We start from the raw sequence: 19,008 nt of genomic DNA, 5'->3' as shown, positions 1-19,008 counted from the left end.
CAGCGAGCAATATCACTTAATTTAACAGATTGAGCTTCCATTAATCCATATATCATTTGAAATACAAATTTATATTGAGTTTTATTTAAATCTGAACAAATATTATCAACAAAATTATTAATTTTCCTTTTAATTTGGTATATAAGTTTGTTATAATAAGACATGAGTTAACCCTCTTTTCTTTAGTATTTTCTGCTTAATTTAATTATACCAAAGAATAAGGGGGTCAACTCTTTTTTTGTACAATTTATTAAATCTGTTGATAAATGTATGGCTTCGTATTTTCTTATCCACAATTTCTTTTTTATTTCCTTCTCAAAAAAATGGGGAAACTTAAAACATCTTTTACCTTTTTGCCGGCGATTTGCTGCCAAAATAGAAAAAATACCTGCTCTTCCAGCTCAACATGAAACGGTAAAATCTAATATTTCTAAAAATTATAAGACATCTTTAATTGAATTTCATCTAACTTTATACTTGTTAGTCTAGCAAGAATTTCAGAGTAACAATCTCATTACTATTCAGACTTTTTATATCTATTGATGAATTTTTAATTTCGTATTTTTCATCCATCTCTATTTCTTCTTCCTTTAAATTTACAATCTTTACATCCTTGAAAATTTTTGAATCATACTTAATATTAATATTTTCTATTAACCTATTTTGAGTATTGTAAAATCTTACAATGAGAAACTTACCTTTCTCTGATTTTTTTATCGCACTAGTACCTATATATTCATTATTAATTACTAGAGGATAATATTCATCTTGAATTATTGTACCATTTTCACTAATACTTACTGGCATATAACTATATAGCGGATATACATAATCTTCAGCCAGAAAGTTCATCTCCATTTCACTATTTATTGTAGATATTGCATATTCTGCTTCAAACTTTCCTAGCATACTGCTTTTTGGAGTTTTAACATGTAATCCCGATCTACGGCCCGGTCTATTTACTAAATCCTGTTTGCCCATATAATCTGTAGTACATAATAGTGTCAAAGCAATCTTTGGATTATCTTTTCCAATGATCTCATACTGTGGCAGACCTTTATTCATAATCTGTATACCCTTTTCTCCATCATATATATTTACAAATTTATGTTGATTATAAATTGGATAATATTTTTCTTGCCAATTGTCCTTCTTCCAGTATTCAACTTCTTTCAAATAATTTTGACGTTTTAATATTCCAAACTGCTGATCAGCATAATGTATATTATCTTCGATGTTTGAATCAAATAAACTACGAATCCTATGGTTTTTAACTTTATTATCAATAACTGTTTTTACTTCTACTCTTTTAATACTTTTATACATAGTGATATAGCTAGTAATTATTGACTCCTCCATTTCTTCGCAGCGACATTTTGCATATGTATCCTTAGGAAAACTAAGTAAATGTGTTACTTTTAATCTAGCCATAATTGGCCCGTTTGTAATAATTTCTATATCGGCTTTTTTGCCTTTTGAATAGATTATTTTATCTTCTTCAGGTGGCGAATAGTCGTATTCATCTCCTGCATTTCCACTTTCCTCAATTACATTTTGATTGAAAAAAATTTTGCCAGAATGCTTATCTTTTATATTAAAACTCCCATCCTCATTAATTTCCACTAAAAGATGCTCATTTTCCAAAATGTTACCATTTAAAATAAAAATCTTATTATCGTTTATATATTTTTTATGCTGAATATAATAAGTCGTATATCCATATCCATTTACATCAGCTATAAAAACAAATTTAACTCTATAACACTTTTGACTGGCATTTTTTCCCATAAAATGACTCTCAATAGAAAAATCATTTAAATCAACTTCTTCAGTACTTATAATCTGATAATCTACTATTTCCCCAAATCTATCTAATAATGTAAACTCTTTATTCTCTAGAAATACCTCTACTTCCAAAGCACTCTTCCTTGGCCTTAATAAAGTATTAAATATTATCAGTGGTATTCCTTTATTAGAGTCTAGTCTTATCTTTGTGCAAAACTCTTGTAATCTATCCGATATTAAGGTATTACCTATTTGTTTTGCTTTATTATATCTTATTTTCATCTCATCATGAGTTTCATCGGTACACACATTACATATTGAATCATGTGCTTGATTTTGAATAATATACTTCCACCCCTTATTAATCAGAGAATTATCATATCTAAAGCCCCATAACAATGTTAATGAATGTATTGGCTCTACATATTTTTCATAAAGAGATTGCAACTCAAAGTTTAATTTCTTTATATCTAGACGTGTAGCCCCTATACTACCATGAACTCTCATATGCTTCCCTTTTCTAAATTCTCCACTTATTTCATCTAATTTCTTATCCGATTTTCTTATTTCTTTTCTTATCTCTTTAACATATTCCTCTAAAGATGAAAATACGAACTTATATCCTTTATCTTCATATCGTTCATTTAATCTTTTAATGATTTCTGGAAGATCAGGATTAGGTTCTCGTTGATCGTATCCACACAACATAAGTATCTGCCCTGTGCTCGTCAAAGGCTCTTGAGCCTTAATATTAGCCTTTATAACTTCCTCATTTCTTTCATTATTTAACGAAAGCCATTTGGCATTTTCATATCCTAAAGGTAAATAGTGATTTAGAACTTTACTTCCATCTAAACCATACCACCAAAATTCCCTGGTTTTTATATCTTCATCTGATATACCTCTCCATACAATAGAATCATTTATATCGAATCCACTCAATATTTGAGGAATACAAGCTGATTGGCCAAAAGAATCTGGCAAATAACCTATTTCCATAACTGAACCAAATTTTTTACCTATCTCCATACCAATCAATAGGTTTCTTATCAATGATTCCCCACTGGGTATAAATTCATCTGGCTGAACATACCACGGTCCAACAATAATTCTTTTTTCCTTTATTAGCTTTGATAGTCTATGTCTATTTTCTGGTCTAATTTCTAAATAATCCTCTAAAACTATCGTTTGTCCATCAAGCATAAAAGATTTATAAGCTTCATTATTTTCAAGTAAATCTAATAAATCATCGATTACTCTAACTAGCCTTACTCTATATTCTTCAAAGGTTTTATGCCATTCTCTATCCCAATGAGTATGAGATACTATATGAAATTTCATTAAAATCCCTCCATTTAATAATCCATCCTCTAAAGAGGATGGATTTTTTAATTATATGATTGAAAAATCAGTACCTTCATCATTTTCTTGAACATCAGATTCTTTTCTTAAAATAAGTACTAATGCCGCTGTTATTAATATGCCAGATACAAAACCTATTAACCATTTAAATGGATGAGTTAAAAATGGTAATCCCCATATCCCGATTGCACAAGGTATGGTAGCTTGAGCACCAAGTAGTAAAGCAATAGCTGCTCCTATACCTGATCCTAACATAATAGCCGGAATTACCTTTAATGGGGTTGTAACAGCATATGGTATTGCACCTTCCGTAATTCCAAGTGAACCCATAATAGCTGCTGGTAGTGCATTTGCTTTTTCAGATTTAGTAAATTTTTTCGAATTTATTAAAGTTGCCAACGCCAACCCTATAGGAGGTGTCATAATTCCTATCCAAGCTGCTGCCATAGGATGATATATTCCTTCTGCTAAAGTCGCATAACAGAATGTAAGAGCAATTTTATTTACTGGCCCTCCCATATCGAATGCCATCATAAAGCCAATTATCAATCCTAATATCGCAAGATTTGCACCTTTCAAAGAAACAAGCCACTCTTCCAATCCACGCATTGCAGGAGCTAACGGTATAGAAAGCAAGTACATAAATATTGCTGTTGCTGAAACTCCTAATACAGGAATTATCATAATGGGCTTTATAACCATTAAATTTTTATGTACTGGAATTTTCTTAATCTGATTTGTAATCCATCCTGCAAAGAAACCAGCCAATATTCCACCTATATATCCTGTACCTAATTCTCTAGCCATAACACCTCCAACAAGACCAACAGTAATACCGGGTTTATCTGCAATAGAATATGATATAAATCCAGCAATCAATGGAACCATAAGTTTTAAAGCAAATACCCCTACTTCAACTAATTTACTAGCTATGAATCCCTTTTCTCCCATAATTATTCCTAAAGATAATAAAATACCACCAGCAACTACAGCAGGAATCATATATGATACCCCTGTCATAAGATGTCTTTTTACTTTACTAATATCCATAACCCCCACTCCCCTTATATATTATTATTTATTTTTGCTAAAGCCTTTTTTATTAAGGCTTTTGCATCCTTTAGTGCAACTTTAGTAGAAACCTCTATTGTTGGTATTTCTTTAAATCTATCCATTTTTTCTATATATGAATCGATTGCCAATATAGCTACATCAGAATTTGCTATATCTTCTTTAGTTATTTCATTTTCAATGCCCATTGCTCCTTGAGTTTCTACCTTAATTGTGTGGCCTAATTCCCTAGCAGCATTCTCTAAAGCTTTTTTAGCCATAAAAGTATGCGCAAGGCCTGCTGGACACGCTGTAACAGCTACAATTTTCATATAAAATCACTCCTTTGGACTTTTTATAGTATAATAAAAATCTTAACGTTCCAAAAACACTAAATTTATTAAATTTAATATGTCATCTTTATTTTCTGCTTTCATTAAATCTCTTCTAAAGTCATCTTCCATCAATCTCATTGACAATTTTGATATAATTTTAAGATGTGTATTATCACTTTGATTTTCGGGTACAGCCAAACCTATAACAAGATTTACTTGCTTATCATCTATAGATTGCCATTCGATTGGACTACTTAATCTTATAATCACCATAGTAGGCATTTTTACAGCATCAGTTTTTGCATGAGGTATAGCAATACCATAACCTACTCCTGTAGAAAATTGCTTTTCTCGTTCAAGTAATTTATCGTAGTACAATTGCTCTGAATTTAACCTATTGTCATCATTTATCATTTTTGTAATCTCTTTTAATACATCTTCTTTAGTCTTCGCTTTTAAATTTAAGTTAATTAAATCTTTATTTATTAAGTCTTTTACATTCATTGCTAATTTTTCTCCTTTTCACTTAAGAATTTAATATAGAAATTATCAAAATCTTTTTGTTTTATTAATTTAACTACAGATAATGGCGATTTTGTTACTTTATATAAAGTACTAAACAAATCATTAAATTTATCTGATATATTTTTTGAAATCGATAGAACCATTACAAGCTGAACCTTATTGTCTTTATCCCAAACAATTGGTTTATTCAATATACCAACACAGACACACGAATGAACTTCTACTACCTCTAAAGCATGAGGTATAGCTACTAAATTCCCTATAGCTGTAGATGAAAGTTTCTCTCTAGCAAGTATTGATTGCTTTATACTTTTATCAATATATCCTTTAGCCATCATATTGTCAGTTAAAAAATCTAAAACCTTTTCCTTATTTTCAAATTTAATATCTGTAAAAAATAAATCTCGGACAAATAAATTTTCAAAATCAATTTTACCTTTTTTACAATAATCAATATTTTTAATTTTACCTTTTATTTCATCTAAATCAGAATCTTCTAAAACTGTACTAACTAATATTTTAGGTATTGATATATCTTCCTTAATCGGAACAGTTGTTAGGATAATATCTGGCTTTAAATTAACTACTAGATCCAATTGATGCAAAGGAAAAGTCCCTATTAACTCTACATTATCTCCTAATGAATTTTTCAGTTTTGCTAATAATAAACTTGAACTCCCCATTCCTGATGAACAAATAATTGCAATCCTTTTCTTAATACCAACCCCCTTCTTTTTTCTTTCTAATGAACCTCCAAAATGCATTGCTAAATAACCTATTTCACTTTCATTAACACTGTATCCTGTTTCCTTTTCTATTATTTGAGCTGCAATTGCACCAGCTTGAAAAGCAAGGGGACATTTAGTTTTTACTTCATTCAGCCAAGGATTCCTAATATTCATATTAAAATATAGCCTATGAAAGGTTGGTTTTAAGTGTAATGCTAGTCCACATATCAACTCTTTATCATCGCTAAAATCTAAATTTAATTTTTTGTTTATTTCATTTAAAATTTTAATAATCAAATTTTTTATATCATTTTCAATAAATTGTATTGACTTTGTCCCTTCTCTTTCATCTAATAATTTACTTCCTAATAAATGAATAGTTATATAATAGATTTCAGAAGAAGGAATTGTAATTTCAAAATCTTTTTCTAATAACTTGATAATATCTTTAGCAATTTCATACTCTTGTTTTGCATTTAGCTTCTCTACTCTTCCATTTTTTTCTTCAATACAGTTCCCTTGCTTAATTCTTTTAATTGCTATTGCAATATGTATTATTAAATTCTTTAATGCTATATCAGTTAAAGGGAAATTCGATTTCGATAACTGCTTCATTAATATTCTTTCAATTTTCTTTAAATCCACATCCTTAAACGTAATAATATTTTCAATATAGAAATCCGTTAGGTTAATCCTATCTAATTTACTTCTACTAAAAAAATAATCAGCTATACAAAAGCGTTTATCTATCTCTTTACCTTCTACTCTTATACCTTTGTTTGACTTGCTTACAATGGTCAATCTATAATCCTTTAAAATATATTTGACTTTTTTTAAGTCTTTTTTTATAGTTGACATGCTTATATATAATTCATCACATAACTCTTCAAGAGTTATACATTCATCTATTTCTAAAAGTTTTTTAATAATGTATCGTTCTCTTTCTTCTGGTAGATTTGGTATCTGCTGTTTTTCATTATTATTTTCTTCATATAAAAGTTTTTTATAAAAATTAGAGAATTTCATATTGTCTATAATCTCAAGCTTATACCCAATACCTTTTTTTGCATTAATTCTTGCTCCATGTAATGATAATATTTCATCCAGTACCTTTAAATCAGTTCTTACGGTTCTAGATGTAACACCAACAATTTTTGATAAGTAGCTACTTGTTAAATAATCTGTTTGTTTATCTATAAATTCTTTTAAAATATTTAATAAACGTTTATTAAATACAGGTTTCACAGTAACTCCTCTCCTTTAATTTAATTATAAATATTATAAACGAATAAAGACAGTTCAGAATTTTCCTGAATTAGATAGGAAATTAAAGTTGCTATAAAATTTTATATCTAACTAATATAACCTATACTTTAAACAAAAAAAGAACCCTTTTTCGCTTTAAAGGATTCTCTTTTGAATAGTTTTTCTCTTTTTGATTGATTCTATATCTCAACATATTATTATATCTTCTATAATAATTTTATTATTTTATATTCATAAAAAAATTCTTATTTAATATCTCATTAATTTCAAATTTATTATCTTCTAGAATCAAAATAAACTCCTGCTCTTGAACCTTTTTATCCATATTATTATTATAGAATAATTCTAAAACTACATAAACACTCACAAATTTATCATAATTGCTTATTTTATATTCTTTAATCAAATATTTCGAAATGTTACCATAATAATCTTGAAAATAAGACTCTAGAGCATAATAATTTTTATTTTCCCTTTCACTAATATGAAACAAATCAATAACCCCAATATAATCTTGATTAATGATATTGTTATAATATTCCATAACTGTGCTAATCGGACTAACATATGCATTATTAATAATTAATGAACTAGTTTTTTTAGGTTTATCAATAGTAAAATATTTATAAAATACTTCCCTAGTTTCACCTTCTATAAGTATCTGTACTTCATCTACATTTTCGACTTGTGCAGCCGAATTAATAATAGAATACAACACTAATGCTTCTTCTTTTTCACTCAAGTCTTCCCTTATTAATTCCTTCGAAAAATTTAGATACATAATCTTCCCAATAATATCAGTTGAAATTAATCTTGTTTCTGAAGGAATTAAATTTGTTAATTGTTCATTATGTGTCCCTTTTAATAATTCTTCAATAATTATTTTTTCAATTGGCTGATTTCTTATATCAACTTTTCTAATTTCAGGAACTAAATAATCTAAATTCTTGTTTGGAAAATAAAGAGTTATATTATGAATATTTTTCTTAGGAAAAGGACTAATAGGCGGATAATCATCTGATTCTTCACAAACTGTTTTATTCACATTACAACCAGTAAAAAAGAAAACAAAACTTAAAATCAATATTAAAATTTTACCCTTCATTTTAAACCCCCAAATTAAGCTAAGTTTAAATCAATAGGTATCTTAATATAAAATGTACTTCCCTTCCCTAATTCACTTTCTACATCTATAGTCCCCTGATGCAAACTTACTATTTGATATGCAATTGATAATCCTAAACCAGTACCACCGGTACTTCTTGACCTAGCTTTATCAACTCTATAAAATCTATCAAAAATTTGAGGCAAGCTCTCTTTAGGTATACCTATTCCATTATCTTTAACACGAATCACTACATAATCCCTTTCAGTATATAATTTAACCTCTACTCTTCCCCCTTCAGGAGTATATTTAATTGCATTATGAATAATATTTATTACTGCTTGCTGTATCTTATTAGCATCTACCTTTATCTGGATTTTTTCTCTTTCTATATAATCTAAACTTATTTTCTTATTTTCAGCTAAAGGTTTAAGTCTAGCAATTATTTTTTCTAATAAAAAGTTAATATATGTCGTTTTAAAATCAAGTGTTAACTTTTCTTTGTCTAAATCTACTAAAATAAGCAAATCATCAATTATATTATTTAATCTATCTATCTCTGAATCTATATCCTGTAAAAATTCTTTATAAACTAAAGCATCCACTTTCTCTTGATGTAGTAAAGACTCAGAAAGTAATTTAATAGAAGATAATGGTGTTCTTAATTCATGTGAAACATTTGCTACAAAATCTTTTCTTTGTTTATCAACTTGGCTTAGTTTAGTACTCATAACATTAAAAGCATTAGCTAACTGCTTAAATTCATCATTTGTCTTAATTTCTACTTTTAACCCTAAATTTCCTTGAGCCATCTTAGTTATTGCTTTAGTCATTTCAGAAATCGGTTTTGTTATAAAATCCGCAAATATAAAGCTCATCAATGCTATTAAAACTGTACTTACTAAAGAAATTAGTCTTATCTTGTTATTTATCCTATCAACCACATTGTATATATCATTTAATGACACCGATGTAAATGTAGCTCCTACCACTTCATCATCAAGTATGATTGGTACTGCTACATACATAACATGTCCATATTCTTTAAAATTGTAAACATTTGAATTACTTATACCTGCAAGCGCTTTTTGAATTTCTAAATGATATAATTTAGAACCTTCAAACTCGTTATTTGAATCACTCTTAACTATATTATTTTTATCCACTATTATTATTCTTGCTTTAATTTCCTTGCTATAATTTTCTACAAGTGTTTTCAATAGACTATCTAATACTAAAATCTCATTATTTGTTAAATAGAATTTAATTCTATTAGATAAAATATTAGACTTAGTTAATATTTCTTGACGTTTTTCTTGTATATAGGTATTTAAAATATTTTGACTTATAAAAATACCAATAATTATTTGTGATATCAATACCAATAATAAATAGGTGGATACAAGCTTCCACCTTATACTAATAAATCTTTTTCTTTTATGCTCTGTTCCTAAAATAATAACCAACTCCCCATTTGGTTAAAATATACTCAGGCTGACTGGAGTTCTTCTCTATTTTTTCTCTCAATCTCCTTATATGCACATCGACAGTTCTCAAATCCCCAAAATACTCATATCCCCAAATAACTTCTAACAATTCCTCTCTACTGAAAACTTTGCCCGGATTTGAAGCAAGCAATAAGAGCAAGTCAAATTCTTTTGCTGTTAAATTAATTTCTTTGCCCCTTACAGTTACTTTTCTACCCAAAGTATTTATTGTAAAATTATCAACTTTAATAACCTGATCACTTATTTTCGTTTCTCTAGCTACTACTCTTCTAAGAATTGCCTTCATTCTTGCCTTTAACTCTAAAATATTAAAAGGTTTTGTAAGATAGTCATCAGCTCCATATTCAAGTCCCAAAATTTTATTTATATCCTCCCCTTTGGCTGTTAACATAATTATAGGTACTTGTGATTTTTCTCTAATTTTTTGACATACCTCGAGCCCATCAATTCCTGGAAGCATTAAATCTAGTATGATTAAATCATAGTTATTGTCCAATGCCTTTCTTAGAGCTTCGTTGCCATCATATGCAGTGTCTATTTTATACCCATCTTGTTCTAGACTGTACTTCAAACCTTTAACCATCAAGGGCTCATCGTCTACTATTAAAACATGATTGCCCATTTTATCACCTCAAATTGTTTATTAGAATTTAATTTATATTAAAATGATTCTACAAAATTCATCAAAATTCCTCTTTTTCTTTGTATTTTTGTCTATTATTTTACAGTAAAATTCTCTTATCTTCAATGCGTTTAGTAATCTTCTTTCTATCAAAATCTTCCAATAAAGCTACGGCAAATTTCCTACTAGTCCCCAATAAATCTCTAAACTGAGATAATGTTATTGAACCATTATCTTTAATAAACTTTTTAAGCTTTTCTAAACCTTCATCATATACTTTTTTATGAAACGCTAATTCATCAGTTACTCTAACAAGTATTCCTTGCTCTATCATTGCATCATATACTTGTATAACTTCTTCTTTCTTGTATTTTAATTGAGATATCGCTTCATCTTTTTTAGGAGGTGCATACATCCCCTTTATATATATATCTTCTAACCTATTTTTTATTTCACTTTGTAAATCATTAAATTCAGGGATAAAATCTTTTAATGCAACTTTATCAAATATAATCTTAATTATACCATCTTCTCTCAACTTATTTATCACCAAATCGCCTAGTTTAGGTTTGATATGCCCCAATAATTTACTTCTTAATTCCTCTTTTAACATCCCTGACTTTAATGGATTATTTTTATGGTATGTATTTAATTCTTTAATAACATCTCTAGTAAGTTCAGAGAAATAATTCCTATGAATCACATATTTATCATTCAATAGGCTAAATTTAACTATTTTATTTTTCTCTAGTAATTCATTTGTCAGTAACTCTATTTTATTCTGAGGAATAACAGTATTTTTTGCTATGTCTGTTATACTAGGAAACTCTCTACTATTTTCACTAATAAAGTTTTCTACTATATCAACAGGCTCTCCTTTCTCTTTTAATTCAAACTCCTTTATTATAGCTTCGTCGAATCTCTTTCTTTTTGGTGGATTTGAATCTAATATTTCTCCACCTCCAATCGTTTCCATAGGCGAATAAAATCTAATAATAAATTTATCACCTCTTTTAGCTACTGTTTCTTCTTCTAGCCTTAATTGAGCGTAACAACTTTCTCCAGGATATAGTTCTTCTCTATCAAGTAATACTACTCTCATCAATATTTCGCTGGTACCTAAATACAACCTCATTCTCGCACGATTTTTTATAACCCTGTTAGAATCTTTTAAACAATGTAATTTTACATCTAACATCATTGTAGATTTCATTGAACCTATAGGAGCTATTACATTTCCCCTATTAACTTCATCTTTCTTTATACCAGCCAAATTTATTGCTACTCTTTGACCTGCATAGGCCTCACTGGTATTTTTGCCATGCACCTGTATAGACCTAATCCTACTTGTTTTATTTCCAGGGAAAATTTGAACTTCATCTCCCTCTTTAAATTTACCAGATATCAATGTGCCAGTAACTACAGTTCCAAATCCTGATATTGTAAAAGCTCTATCAACTGGTAGCCTTGGGGTTTCTGTGTAATCTTTATCTGCCACTTCATCTGTAAGCTTATCTATAGTTTCTATAAGTTTATGAATTCCTATACCCTTTGTTGAAGATACAGGTATAATGGGGCTCCCTTCCAAAAAAGTACCCTTAAGCTGACTAGTTATATCATCTATCACAAGACTTAACCAATCTTCGTCAACTAAATCGGCTTTAGTTACTGCTACTAATCCTTTTTTAATATCCAGTAAATTCAATATATCCAAATGCTCTTTAGTCTGAGGCATGACTCCTTCATCTGCTGCTACAACTAAAATTACAATATCCATACCAATTACGCCCGCCAACATATTTTTAATAAATTTTTCATGCCCAGGAACATCTATAATTCCTGCCCTTCTTCCACTAGGCAAATCAAAATACGTAAAACCTAACTCAATAGATATTCCTCTTTCTTTTTCTTCTTTTAATCTATCAGTTTCTCTACCTGTTAATGCTTTAATAAGCGTTGTCTTTCCATGATCTATATGTCCTGCAGTACCTATAATAACATTTTTCATATAAACACCCCTTTATAAGTTATCTGCTATAGCTTTCAATGCATTAACAATTATGTCAAATTCATCTTCACCTATTGTTCGTACATCTAAATAGAGCTTATCTTTATATATTCTTGATATTATAGGGGTTTCATACATTCTAAGACCTTTTTCAAGTTCAGAAGCACCTATTAAATATGAACTTATTTCTAACGCTTTAGTTGGTAGCTTTTCAAGAGGTAATGAACCTCCACCGACTTGTGAAAACTGATCAACTATTTTAATTTCTAACCTATCATCAATATTTGTCTTTATTTTATCAAAAAGAATTTTAGCCTTCTCATTAAGTTCATCATTAGACATAGTTATCATATTAAGTGTGGGAATTTTTTTAATAGCTTCATTTTCGTTGAGATAGAGACTAAGAGTAGGTTCTAATGCCGCAAGTGTAAATTTATCAACTCTAAACGCTCTAGTTAATGGATTCTTTTTCATTCTGTCAATATAAATCTTTTTACCAACTATAATTCCAGCTTGTGGTCCTCCTAAAAGTTTATCTCCACTAAAAGTTACAACATCTGCACCTTTTTTAATAGAATCTTGAACCGTCGGCTCATAACACAATCCATATTTCGATAAATCAACTAAAACACCACTTCCCAAATCCTCAATTACTGGTATATTGTATTTCTCTCCTAATTTAACTAATTCATCTAATTCTACGCTAGAAGTAAATCCTAAAATCCTATAATTACTCGTATGAACTTTCAAAAGCGCAGCTGTATCTTCATTTATAGCATTCTCATAATCCCACAGGTGAGTTTTATTAGTCGTGCCGACATCGACTAATTTAGCACCACTTTGCTCCATCACATCTGGCACTCTAAAAGAACCACCTATTTCTACCAGTTCTCCTCTAGAAACTATTACCTCCTTATCCTTTGCTAATGTACTTAAGACTAACATTACCGCAGCCGCATTATTATTTACAACTAATGCACTTTCAGCACCCGTAATCCTAGTAATAATTTCTTCTATATGACTATACCTAGAACCTCGTATTCCTTTGTCTAAATCAAACTCTAAATTTGAATAATTGCTAGCAACTTCGACAACATTATTGAGAACACTTCTGCTTATAAGTGATCTACCGAGGTTTGTATGAATAACTACTCCTGTTGCATTTACTACTCTTTTTAAATTTGGTCTAGCTTTATTAGTAGCCCTATTCACTATATACAAAGGCAATTTTTCTGTCTCTTTTTTTAACGTATTTACATTATATTCCCCATTTCTTATACCTTTTCTAATAATATCTAATTCTTCTCTAATAGCTTCAACAACATATTCTCTTGGTATTTTCCCCATCAAATTATTTATTCTATTATCAGATAGTAATTCATCAACCTTCGGAAGCATTGAAAATAAGTTAACTTTATTATTCATAATACACCATCCATTCCTAGATATTAAACTTTATTCAACTATTATTGAATATTCATCTTTACTAATAACTTCTCCAATTATTGCATAATCTACTGGATTATCTTTAAGTTCTTCTATAAGCATGTCTGCTTTGGCTTTATCTACTGAAATCAGAAGTCCTCCAGATGTTTGCGGATCGAACAATATGTCTTTTACTTCTTCTTCAATATTTTCATTTATATATGCTCTATTACCCACAAAACTTCTATTTTTATATGCTCCTTCTGGAATTAATCCCATTTTGGCATATTCTTTTGCACTTTCTAAAATAGGAACCTTATTACTAAATATCTTTATTGTAACACTGCTACCTAAAGCCATTTCTAATGCATGACCTATTAAACCGAATCCTGTTATATCAGTACAACTATTTACACCAACTTTCATCATAGCATCTTTCCCAACTTTATTTAGAGTAGTCATAACTTTTACTGCATCATTATATGTTTTTTGATCTGTCATCTGTGCTTTGATGGCTGTATTTATTATACCTAAACCTATTGGCTTAGTTAACACTAATAAATCTCCTACTTTTGCATTACAATTTTTTATTACTTTATTCGGATGGATAAAACCTGTTACAGATAGCCCGTATTTTGGCTCATTATCTTCTACAGTATGTCCCCCAACTAAAAGTGCATTTGCCTCTTTAACTTTATCATATCCTCCCTTTAAAATTTCAGCCATGATATCAGGATGTAGGCAATTTGGGAAACAAATTATATTCATAGCTAATTTAGGTTCTCCACCCATAGCATATACATCACTTAGTGAATTTGTCGCCGCTATTTGTCCAAAAGTGTATGGATCATCAACTACCGGTGTAAAAAAATCAACTGTTTGGATTATCGCTATATTATCATCAATTTTATATACAGCAGCATCATCAGATGTATCAATGCCTACAATCAGATTATCATCTTGCATTTTAGGTAATTGACACAGAACCTGTGCCAAGGTCTCAGGACCTATTTTAGCAGCTCAGCCAGAACTACTAGTCAACTCTGTAAGTCTTTTTAGAATTTCAGCCATTTTTACCCTCCTAACTAATCAATTGTTATTAAATCCTTTATTGCTTCAAACCTCTTTTCTCCTATTCCAGAAACATTCTTTATATCTTCTATACTATTAAATCTATTTTTAGCTCTATACTCAATAATTCTACCTGCTAATACTTTGCCTATCCCCGGTAGTTCCATAAGCTCATTAAGACTTGCATTATTTATATTTATTTTATTAGTACTTACACTCGTATTAAGTATAACGTTTTCTTGAGAATTACCGACAAAATTTTTTTCACTCTTTTTAGGTACATATATTTTTTCTTCATCAACAAGTTTTTTAGCCAGATTTATCCTATCTAGATCAGCTTCTTCTTTTAATCCCCCTGCTGCATTAACAGCATCTATAATTCTATCACCTTCCTTCAAAATAACTAATCCCGGCTTATAAACTTCACCACTTATATGAACCATTATAATTTTATCTTTATCTTCTTCAGTACTTTTTTGTGAAATATTAACATTTTCTTCATCTTCTATATCATTAATATCTTGTCCAACTTCATCTAGCTTTATATCATTACTTTTTATTAGTTTTATAGAGATTATTGAAATAATACATATAACTAGTATTAGTATAACTATTTGTTCCTTTTTTGTAAAGGAAACCATTGTACCACCTCGTGTTATTTAATATAGCATTTCTATATTTTTTCAATATTTCTCTTTATTAAACATCTCTGTCTTATTTAATCTTTCTAAACCACCTTTTAATGTATATGGAGCGTATAAAGATGAGATAAATATCATGTTTATAACTGTAAATATTATAAATAGTCTTAAAAACGAAGCTTTGCCTTTTTCATATCTATAGAACAGAACTAATCCTAAAGCAATAATTCCTATAAAAAATGTAACTATTACATTTTCATAACTTATTCCCATTAAATTTGGCATTTTAAATGTAGCAATCTGACAAATAAAATTAGATAAAGCAGCTATATACATAGCTTTACCATTCGCTAACCATTCATCTTTCTTTAAAATTTTGAATAATATTAAAATCAAAACTCCTGGTATTATCCAATGTATTTTCGTCAATAGTACGATAAAAGCCAAAAACAAATTTTGAATTATTTTACTTAATCTTAATAAAAGCTCATTTTTTAAACTATTAAATCCAAAATACTCATTTGAACTTAATACCTTTAAAACATTTTCGTTTTTACCTTCTAACCAAACAATATACACATCTTCCCCATCAGTACCTATAACTGGACTTGTTATTTTGTTATTCTTAGTTTCATAAATCAAGTCATTTTTTACAAGTTTGCCATTAAAAAAATTTAAAAAATATATATATTTTTTGCCTGTATAATTTTCAGCATTTATAGTCATATATAAATCAATATTATCTATTCCCCTATCAGTAACTATGGAAGGTATTTCATTAATTTTTACTGCGGCCCCTCCTGTATCATGTAACTCTATTCTCTCTTTTTTAACCATATGATTTCTTCTACTACTTAAGTAAAAAGTTAAATAGTAATAATCTTCTTGTTCTTTAAAAAATACATATCCTTTAGCTTTATCTATTCCAAATACTAGATGAGAATCTTGTTTTAAAGTATAAAGATTAACTGAATTAATCAGTTTACCGTCAGCATTAAATACAGCATATTTAACTAAAATATTACCTTTATCTTTCTGTTTATATAAAATAAATATCCTGTCTTTACAGTCCATTTGAGCCGAAACGTTCAAAATATTTTTATCCTCAATATTCTTTTCCCATTGTTCAGACTTTACTATAATCTTATCTTTATTGCTCGCAATAATATATTTTTTACCGCTATTTTCTAATATAGAGAAATCGTCTATATTTTTTAATATTTTTTCTGCCCTTTCAGATTCATTAGTTAAACAAAACAAATTTCTCTCATAAGTATAGTAAATTCCGTTTTTATTCAATACATATTTACCATTTTCCTCATAAGGAATGTTTAAATATCTTTCCTCTTTAACCTTACCATATTTATCTAACATAATAAATTTAATTCCTTTTTTATCTTTTAACAAAATATTAACATTATCATCAATTTGAAAATCTAATATCTTTTCTATACTTTCACCTGTAATCTTTACTTGATTTTCCCAAGGTTTTGACAATGGTTTTACAGTACTTGTTTCTTCTACTTCATAGCTGCTATTGTATATCAGTATAGATAATAGCATTATCACTATTAAAATTGATGTGAATATAGGTCTTCTGCCAAACTTTTCTTTTAACTTTTCATTTTTATTTATTGATTTAATAACAAATATAAATGCTAAACCTGTCAATAAAATAGCTGAAATATAAATAGGTATAATCTTCAATATTTGTAACTGCTCTTTAGAAATAACAGGTTTAATTGTATCCTTTGCACTAATAGCAAAATAATCTATTAGACTAATCATTAACATTCCAGCTTCTTTTAATCTCTCTTTATCAATGTTAGAGATATCATCTTCAACGGTATGTATTAAATTATCTGCTGGATGTGTTATAGTAACAGCTGGAACTCCTCTAATATCAAAACTCAAATGATCACTATCTTTCGAAAATGAATTGACCTTGCATTCTATATCTCGCTTTTCTGCTATCTCAACTATTTTATCCACTAATTCACTACTTACAAGCTGTCCTACTGTTCCTCTTTGCTGCGAAGGAAAAGTATAGATTCCAAGTCTTACTTTTTCTCTAGAGCCTATCATATCTATATTGAATACTTTAGTTCCCATAAGTGGAAATGGACGAGAAAATACATAGTATTTTGAACCTTGAAGTCCACTCTCTTCCCCATTAAATGCTGCAAAAACAATAGTTCTCTTTGGCTTTTTCCCACTTTCTTTCATAGCTCTAGCTAGCTCCAAAAGCATACCTGTCCCTGAAGCATTGTCTAAAGCTCCATTAAATACAGAACCGTCAGGGTCTGTACCAACATGATCAAAATGTGCACCTATAAGAATAACTTCTTTTTTTAGCTTTTCATCATTTCCCGGGATATAACCTATTACATTTGAAACCTCTACTTCTTTAAATACTAAATTAATATCTATATTTACACTATATCCTTTATTACTAAAATCAACTAATTCTTCAAAGACTTCTTTTCTTACTACTATATCAATAAATTTGCCTTCGATTTTTTTATCCGCCTTTTCCCCAATATAAACGGTTTTTATTAATAAATTTTTTTCTTTTCCTTTTAAATCCATAGTTGTAGGTCTTATTACAGCCTTAACACCTTTTTCGACCAATTTTTTAGCTTTTTCTAAATCTCTTAAACCATCATAGATTAGTACTATATTATCTTTACCTGTTTCAATATCATCTAATGAATTTATATACTTTATTTTCCCCTTAACTTTACCGCCTTTTGAGTAATCTCTTGTGTTTTCAATAAAATCTTTTCTTAATTTATACTTTTTAATAACATTGCCTTCATTATCTAATACATCGAATTTTACTGGTTCATTTAAAAAAGGTGAAATAATCTTGAATGTTTGAAAGTAACTCCCATTACTAATTGGCTTGAGTCCTATTTTTTCAAATTCTTTTGCTATATACTCCTGCGCCATTCTATTTCCGTCCGTACCGGGCAGCCTTCCTCCATACTTATCTGATGAAAGTTCTGCTATATGTTTGTATGCATTATTTTCATCAAAATTATACGGGTCAATATACGACCCGCACCCTGTTAAAAATATAATTAAAGTTATAATTAAGACTATTTTATGATTATTTTTCATCTTTTTCACCCTTTACAGCATTTATATAATCAAGCCATTCTCCTTCTAATTCATATAAATCCTTCTTATATACACTATAAAGTGCTTTGTCTGTTTCTTCATACAAATTAGTTTTATAGTATTCTATATATTTATCAAAACCATATTTGTCTACAAGATACTTTGCAAAGGAAAATATTTCAGACAAAACTGTATCTCTGTTAAAAGTACGATCTATCAATAATCCTGTAGTTAAATATTCTAATGGTATATAATCATCAGAATTCGTAATATCTTTAATTTTCATGTCATTATATTTTGAATCTACACCTAAAGCACCATATAATCCTAATTGTGTAAATCTACTTAATGGCAATCCTATTTGATTTATTAATACTTTATAAATATAATATCTATAAACATTATCTTCTTTTTCTTCATTATAAACTTCATATACGTTTCCTAACCAAAAATC

Annotated in this window: 14 protein-coding genes; all 14 read right to left on the bottom strand. The window is 28.8% G+C overall.

Features of this window, described 5'->3' with window-relative positions; all coding sequences use genetic code 11:
* Window positions 1–480 precede the first annotated feature (480 nt).
* On the bottom strand, window positions 481–3,126 hold the full coding sequence (locus BUB51_RS04965; protein WP_073195992.1) for a glycoside hydrolase family 38 N-terminal domain-containing protein: 2,646 nt from the start codon (window positions 3,124–3,126) through the stop codon (window positions 481–483).
* A gap of 51 nt (window positions 3,127–3,177) precedes the next feature.
* Complete coding sequence (locus BUB51_RS04960) at window positions 3,178–4,197, bottom strand: PTS fructose transporter subunit IIC (RefSeq protein ID WP_073195990.1); 1,020 nt, start codon at window positions 4,195–4,197, stop codon at window positions 3,178–3,180.
* 14 nt (window positions 4,198–4,211) lie between these two features.
* Complete coding sequence (locus BUB51_RS04955) at window positions 4,212–4,529, bottom strand: PTS fructose transporter subunit IIB (protein WP_035164669.1); 318 nt, start codon at window positions 4,527–4,529, stop codon at window positions 4,212–4,214.
* 42 nt (window positions 4,530–4,571) lie between these two features.
* On the bottom strand, window positions 4,572–5,036 hold the full coding sequence (locus tag BUB51_RS04950; RefSeq protein WP_073195988.1) for a PTS sugar transporter subunit IIA: 465 nt from the start codon (window positions 5,034–5,036) through the stop codon (window positions 4,572–4,574).
* Window positions 5,037–5,038: 2 nt separating this feature from the next.
* The gene (locus tag BUB51_RS04945; RefSeq protein ID WP_083599516.1) at window positions 5,039–7,030 is read right to left on the bottom strand and encodes a BglG family transcription antiterminator; all 1,992 of its coding nucleotides are present in this window, start codon (window positions 7,028–7,030) and stop codon (window positions 5,039–5,041) included.
* 241 nt (window positions 7,031–7,271) lie between these two features.
* Window positions 7,272–8,156 carry a GerMN domain-containing protein gene (locus BUB51_RS04935; protein ID WP_073195987.1) on the bottom strand — a complete coding sequence of 295 codons (885 nt, stop codon included), beginning with the start codon at window positions 8,154–8,156 and terminating at the stop codon, window positions 7,272–7,274.
* 14 nt (window positions 8,157–8,170) lie between these two features.
* The gene (locus tag BUB51_RS04930; protein ID WP_242844229.1) at window positions 8,171–9,622 is read right to left on the bottom strand and encodes a sensor histidine kinase; all 1,452 of its coding nucleotides are present in this window, start codon (window positions 9,620–9,622) and stop codon (window positions 8,171–8,173) included.
* Complete coding sequence (locus BUB51_RS04925) at window positions 9,594–10,286, bottom strand: response regulator transcription factor (protein ID WP_035163706.1); 693 nt, start codon at window positions 10,284–10,286, stop codon at window positions 9,594–9,596. The genes BUB51_RS04930 and BUB51_RS04925 overlap by 29 nt, the downstream gene beginning before the upstream one ends.
* 100 nt (window positions 10,287–10,386) lie before the next feature.
* Window positions 10,387–12,294 (bottom strand): selenocysteine-specific translation elongation factor, encoded by a 1,908-nt coding sequence (gene selB / locus BUB51_RS04920; RefSeq protein ID WP_073195985.1) that lies wholly within the window; start codon window positions 12,292–12,294, stop codon window positions 10,387–10,389.
* Between the two features lie 12 nt (window positions 12,295–12,306).
* A complete protein-coding gene (gene selA, locus BUB51_RS04915; protein WP_073195983.1) occupies window positions 12,307–13,719 on the bottom strand; it encodes an L-seryl-tRNA(Sec) selenium transferase in 1,413 nt (470 codons plus the stop codon).
* A gap of 30 nt (window positions 13,720–13,749) precedes the next feature.
* The gene (gene selD, locus BUB51_RS04910; RefSeq protein ID WP_083599515.1) at window positions 13,750–14,790 is read right to left on the bottom strand and encodes a selenide, water dikinase SelD; all 1,041 of its coding nucleotides are present in this window, start codon (window positions 14,788–14,790) and stop codon (window positions 13,750–13,752) included.
* Between the two features lie 14 nt (window positions 14,791–14,804).
* Window positions 14,805–15,431, bottom strand: coding sequence for a helix-hairpin-helix domain-containing protein (locus BUB51_RS04905; protein WP_073195980.1), 627 nt, complete (start codon window positions 15,429–15,431; stop codon window positions 14,805–14,807).
* Between the two features lie 42 nt (window positions 15,432–15,473).
* Window positions 15,474–18,554 carry a M28 family metallopeptidase gene (locus BUB51_RS04900; RefSeq protein ID WP_073195978.1) on the bottom strand — a complete coding sequence of 1,027 codons (3,081 nt, stop codon included), beginning with the start codon at window positions 18,552–18,554 and terminating at the stop codon, window positions 15,474–15,476.
* Entirely contained in the window at window positions 18,544–18,909 is a 366-nt protein-coding gene (locus BUB51_RS04895; RefSeq protein ID WP_073195976.1) for a gluzincin family metallopeptidase, read from the bottom strand. The genes BUB51_RS04900 and BUB51_RS04895 overlap by 11 nt, the downstream gene beginning before the upstream one ends.
* Between the last annotated feature and the right edge of the window lie 99 nt (window positions 18,910–19,008).

The organism is Caloranaerobacter azorensis DSM 13643, assembly GCF_900129995.1.
Lineage (GTDB): Bacteria > Bacillota > Clostridia > Tissierellales > Thermohalobacteraceae > Caloranaerobacter > Caloranaerobacter azorensis.
Note: the sequence above shows the minus strand (reverse complement) of the source record. Positions and strands in the feature narration are given on the sequence as shown.

Coding starts and splice junctions, on each gene's coding strand:
- BUB51_RS04965 (WP_073195992.1), bottom strand. CDS start 3,126: ATGAAATTTCATATAGTATCTCATACTCATTGGGATAGAGAATGGCAT.
- BUB51_RS04960 (WP_073195990.1), bottom strand. CDS start 4,197: ATGGATATTAGTAAAGTAAAAAGACATCTTATGACAGGGGTATCATAT.
- BUB51_RS04955 (WP_035164669.1), bottom strand. CDS start 4,529: ATGAAAATTGTAGCTGTTACAGCGTGTCCAGCAGGCCTTGCGCATACT.
- BUB51_RS04950 (WP_073195988.1), bottom strand. CDS start 5,036: ATGAATGTAAAAGACTTAATAAATAAAGATTTAATTAACTTAAATTTA.
- BUB51_RS04935 (WP_073195987.1), bottom strand. CDS start 8,156: ATGAAGGGTAAAATTTTAATATTGATTTTAAGTTTTGTTTTCTTTTTT.
- BUB51_RS04925 (WP_035163706.1), bottom strand. CDS start 10,286: ATGGGCAATCATGTTTTAATAGTAGACGATGAGCCCTTGATGGTTAAA.
- selB (WP_073195985.1), bottom strand. CDS start 12,294: ATGAAAAATGTTATTATAGGTACTGCAGGACATATAGATCATGGAAAG.
- selA (WP_073195983.1), bottom strand. CDS start 13,719: ATGAATAATAAAGTTAACTTATTTTCAATGCTTCCGAAGGTTGATGAA.
- BUB51_RS04905 (WP_073195980.1), bottom strand. CDS start 15,431: ATGGTTTCCTTTACAAAAAAGGAACAAATAGTTATACTAATACTAGTT.
- BUB51_RS04900 (WP_073195978.1), bottom strand. CDS start 18,554: ATGAAAAATAATCATAAAATAGTCTTAATTATAACTTTAATTATATTT.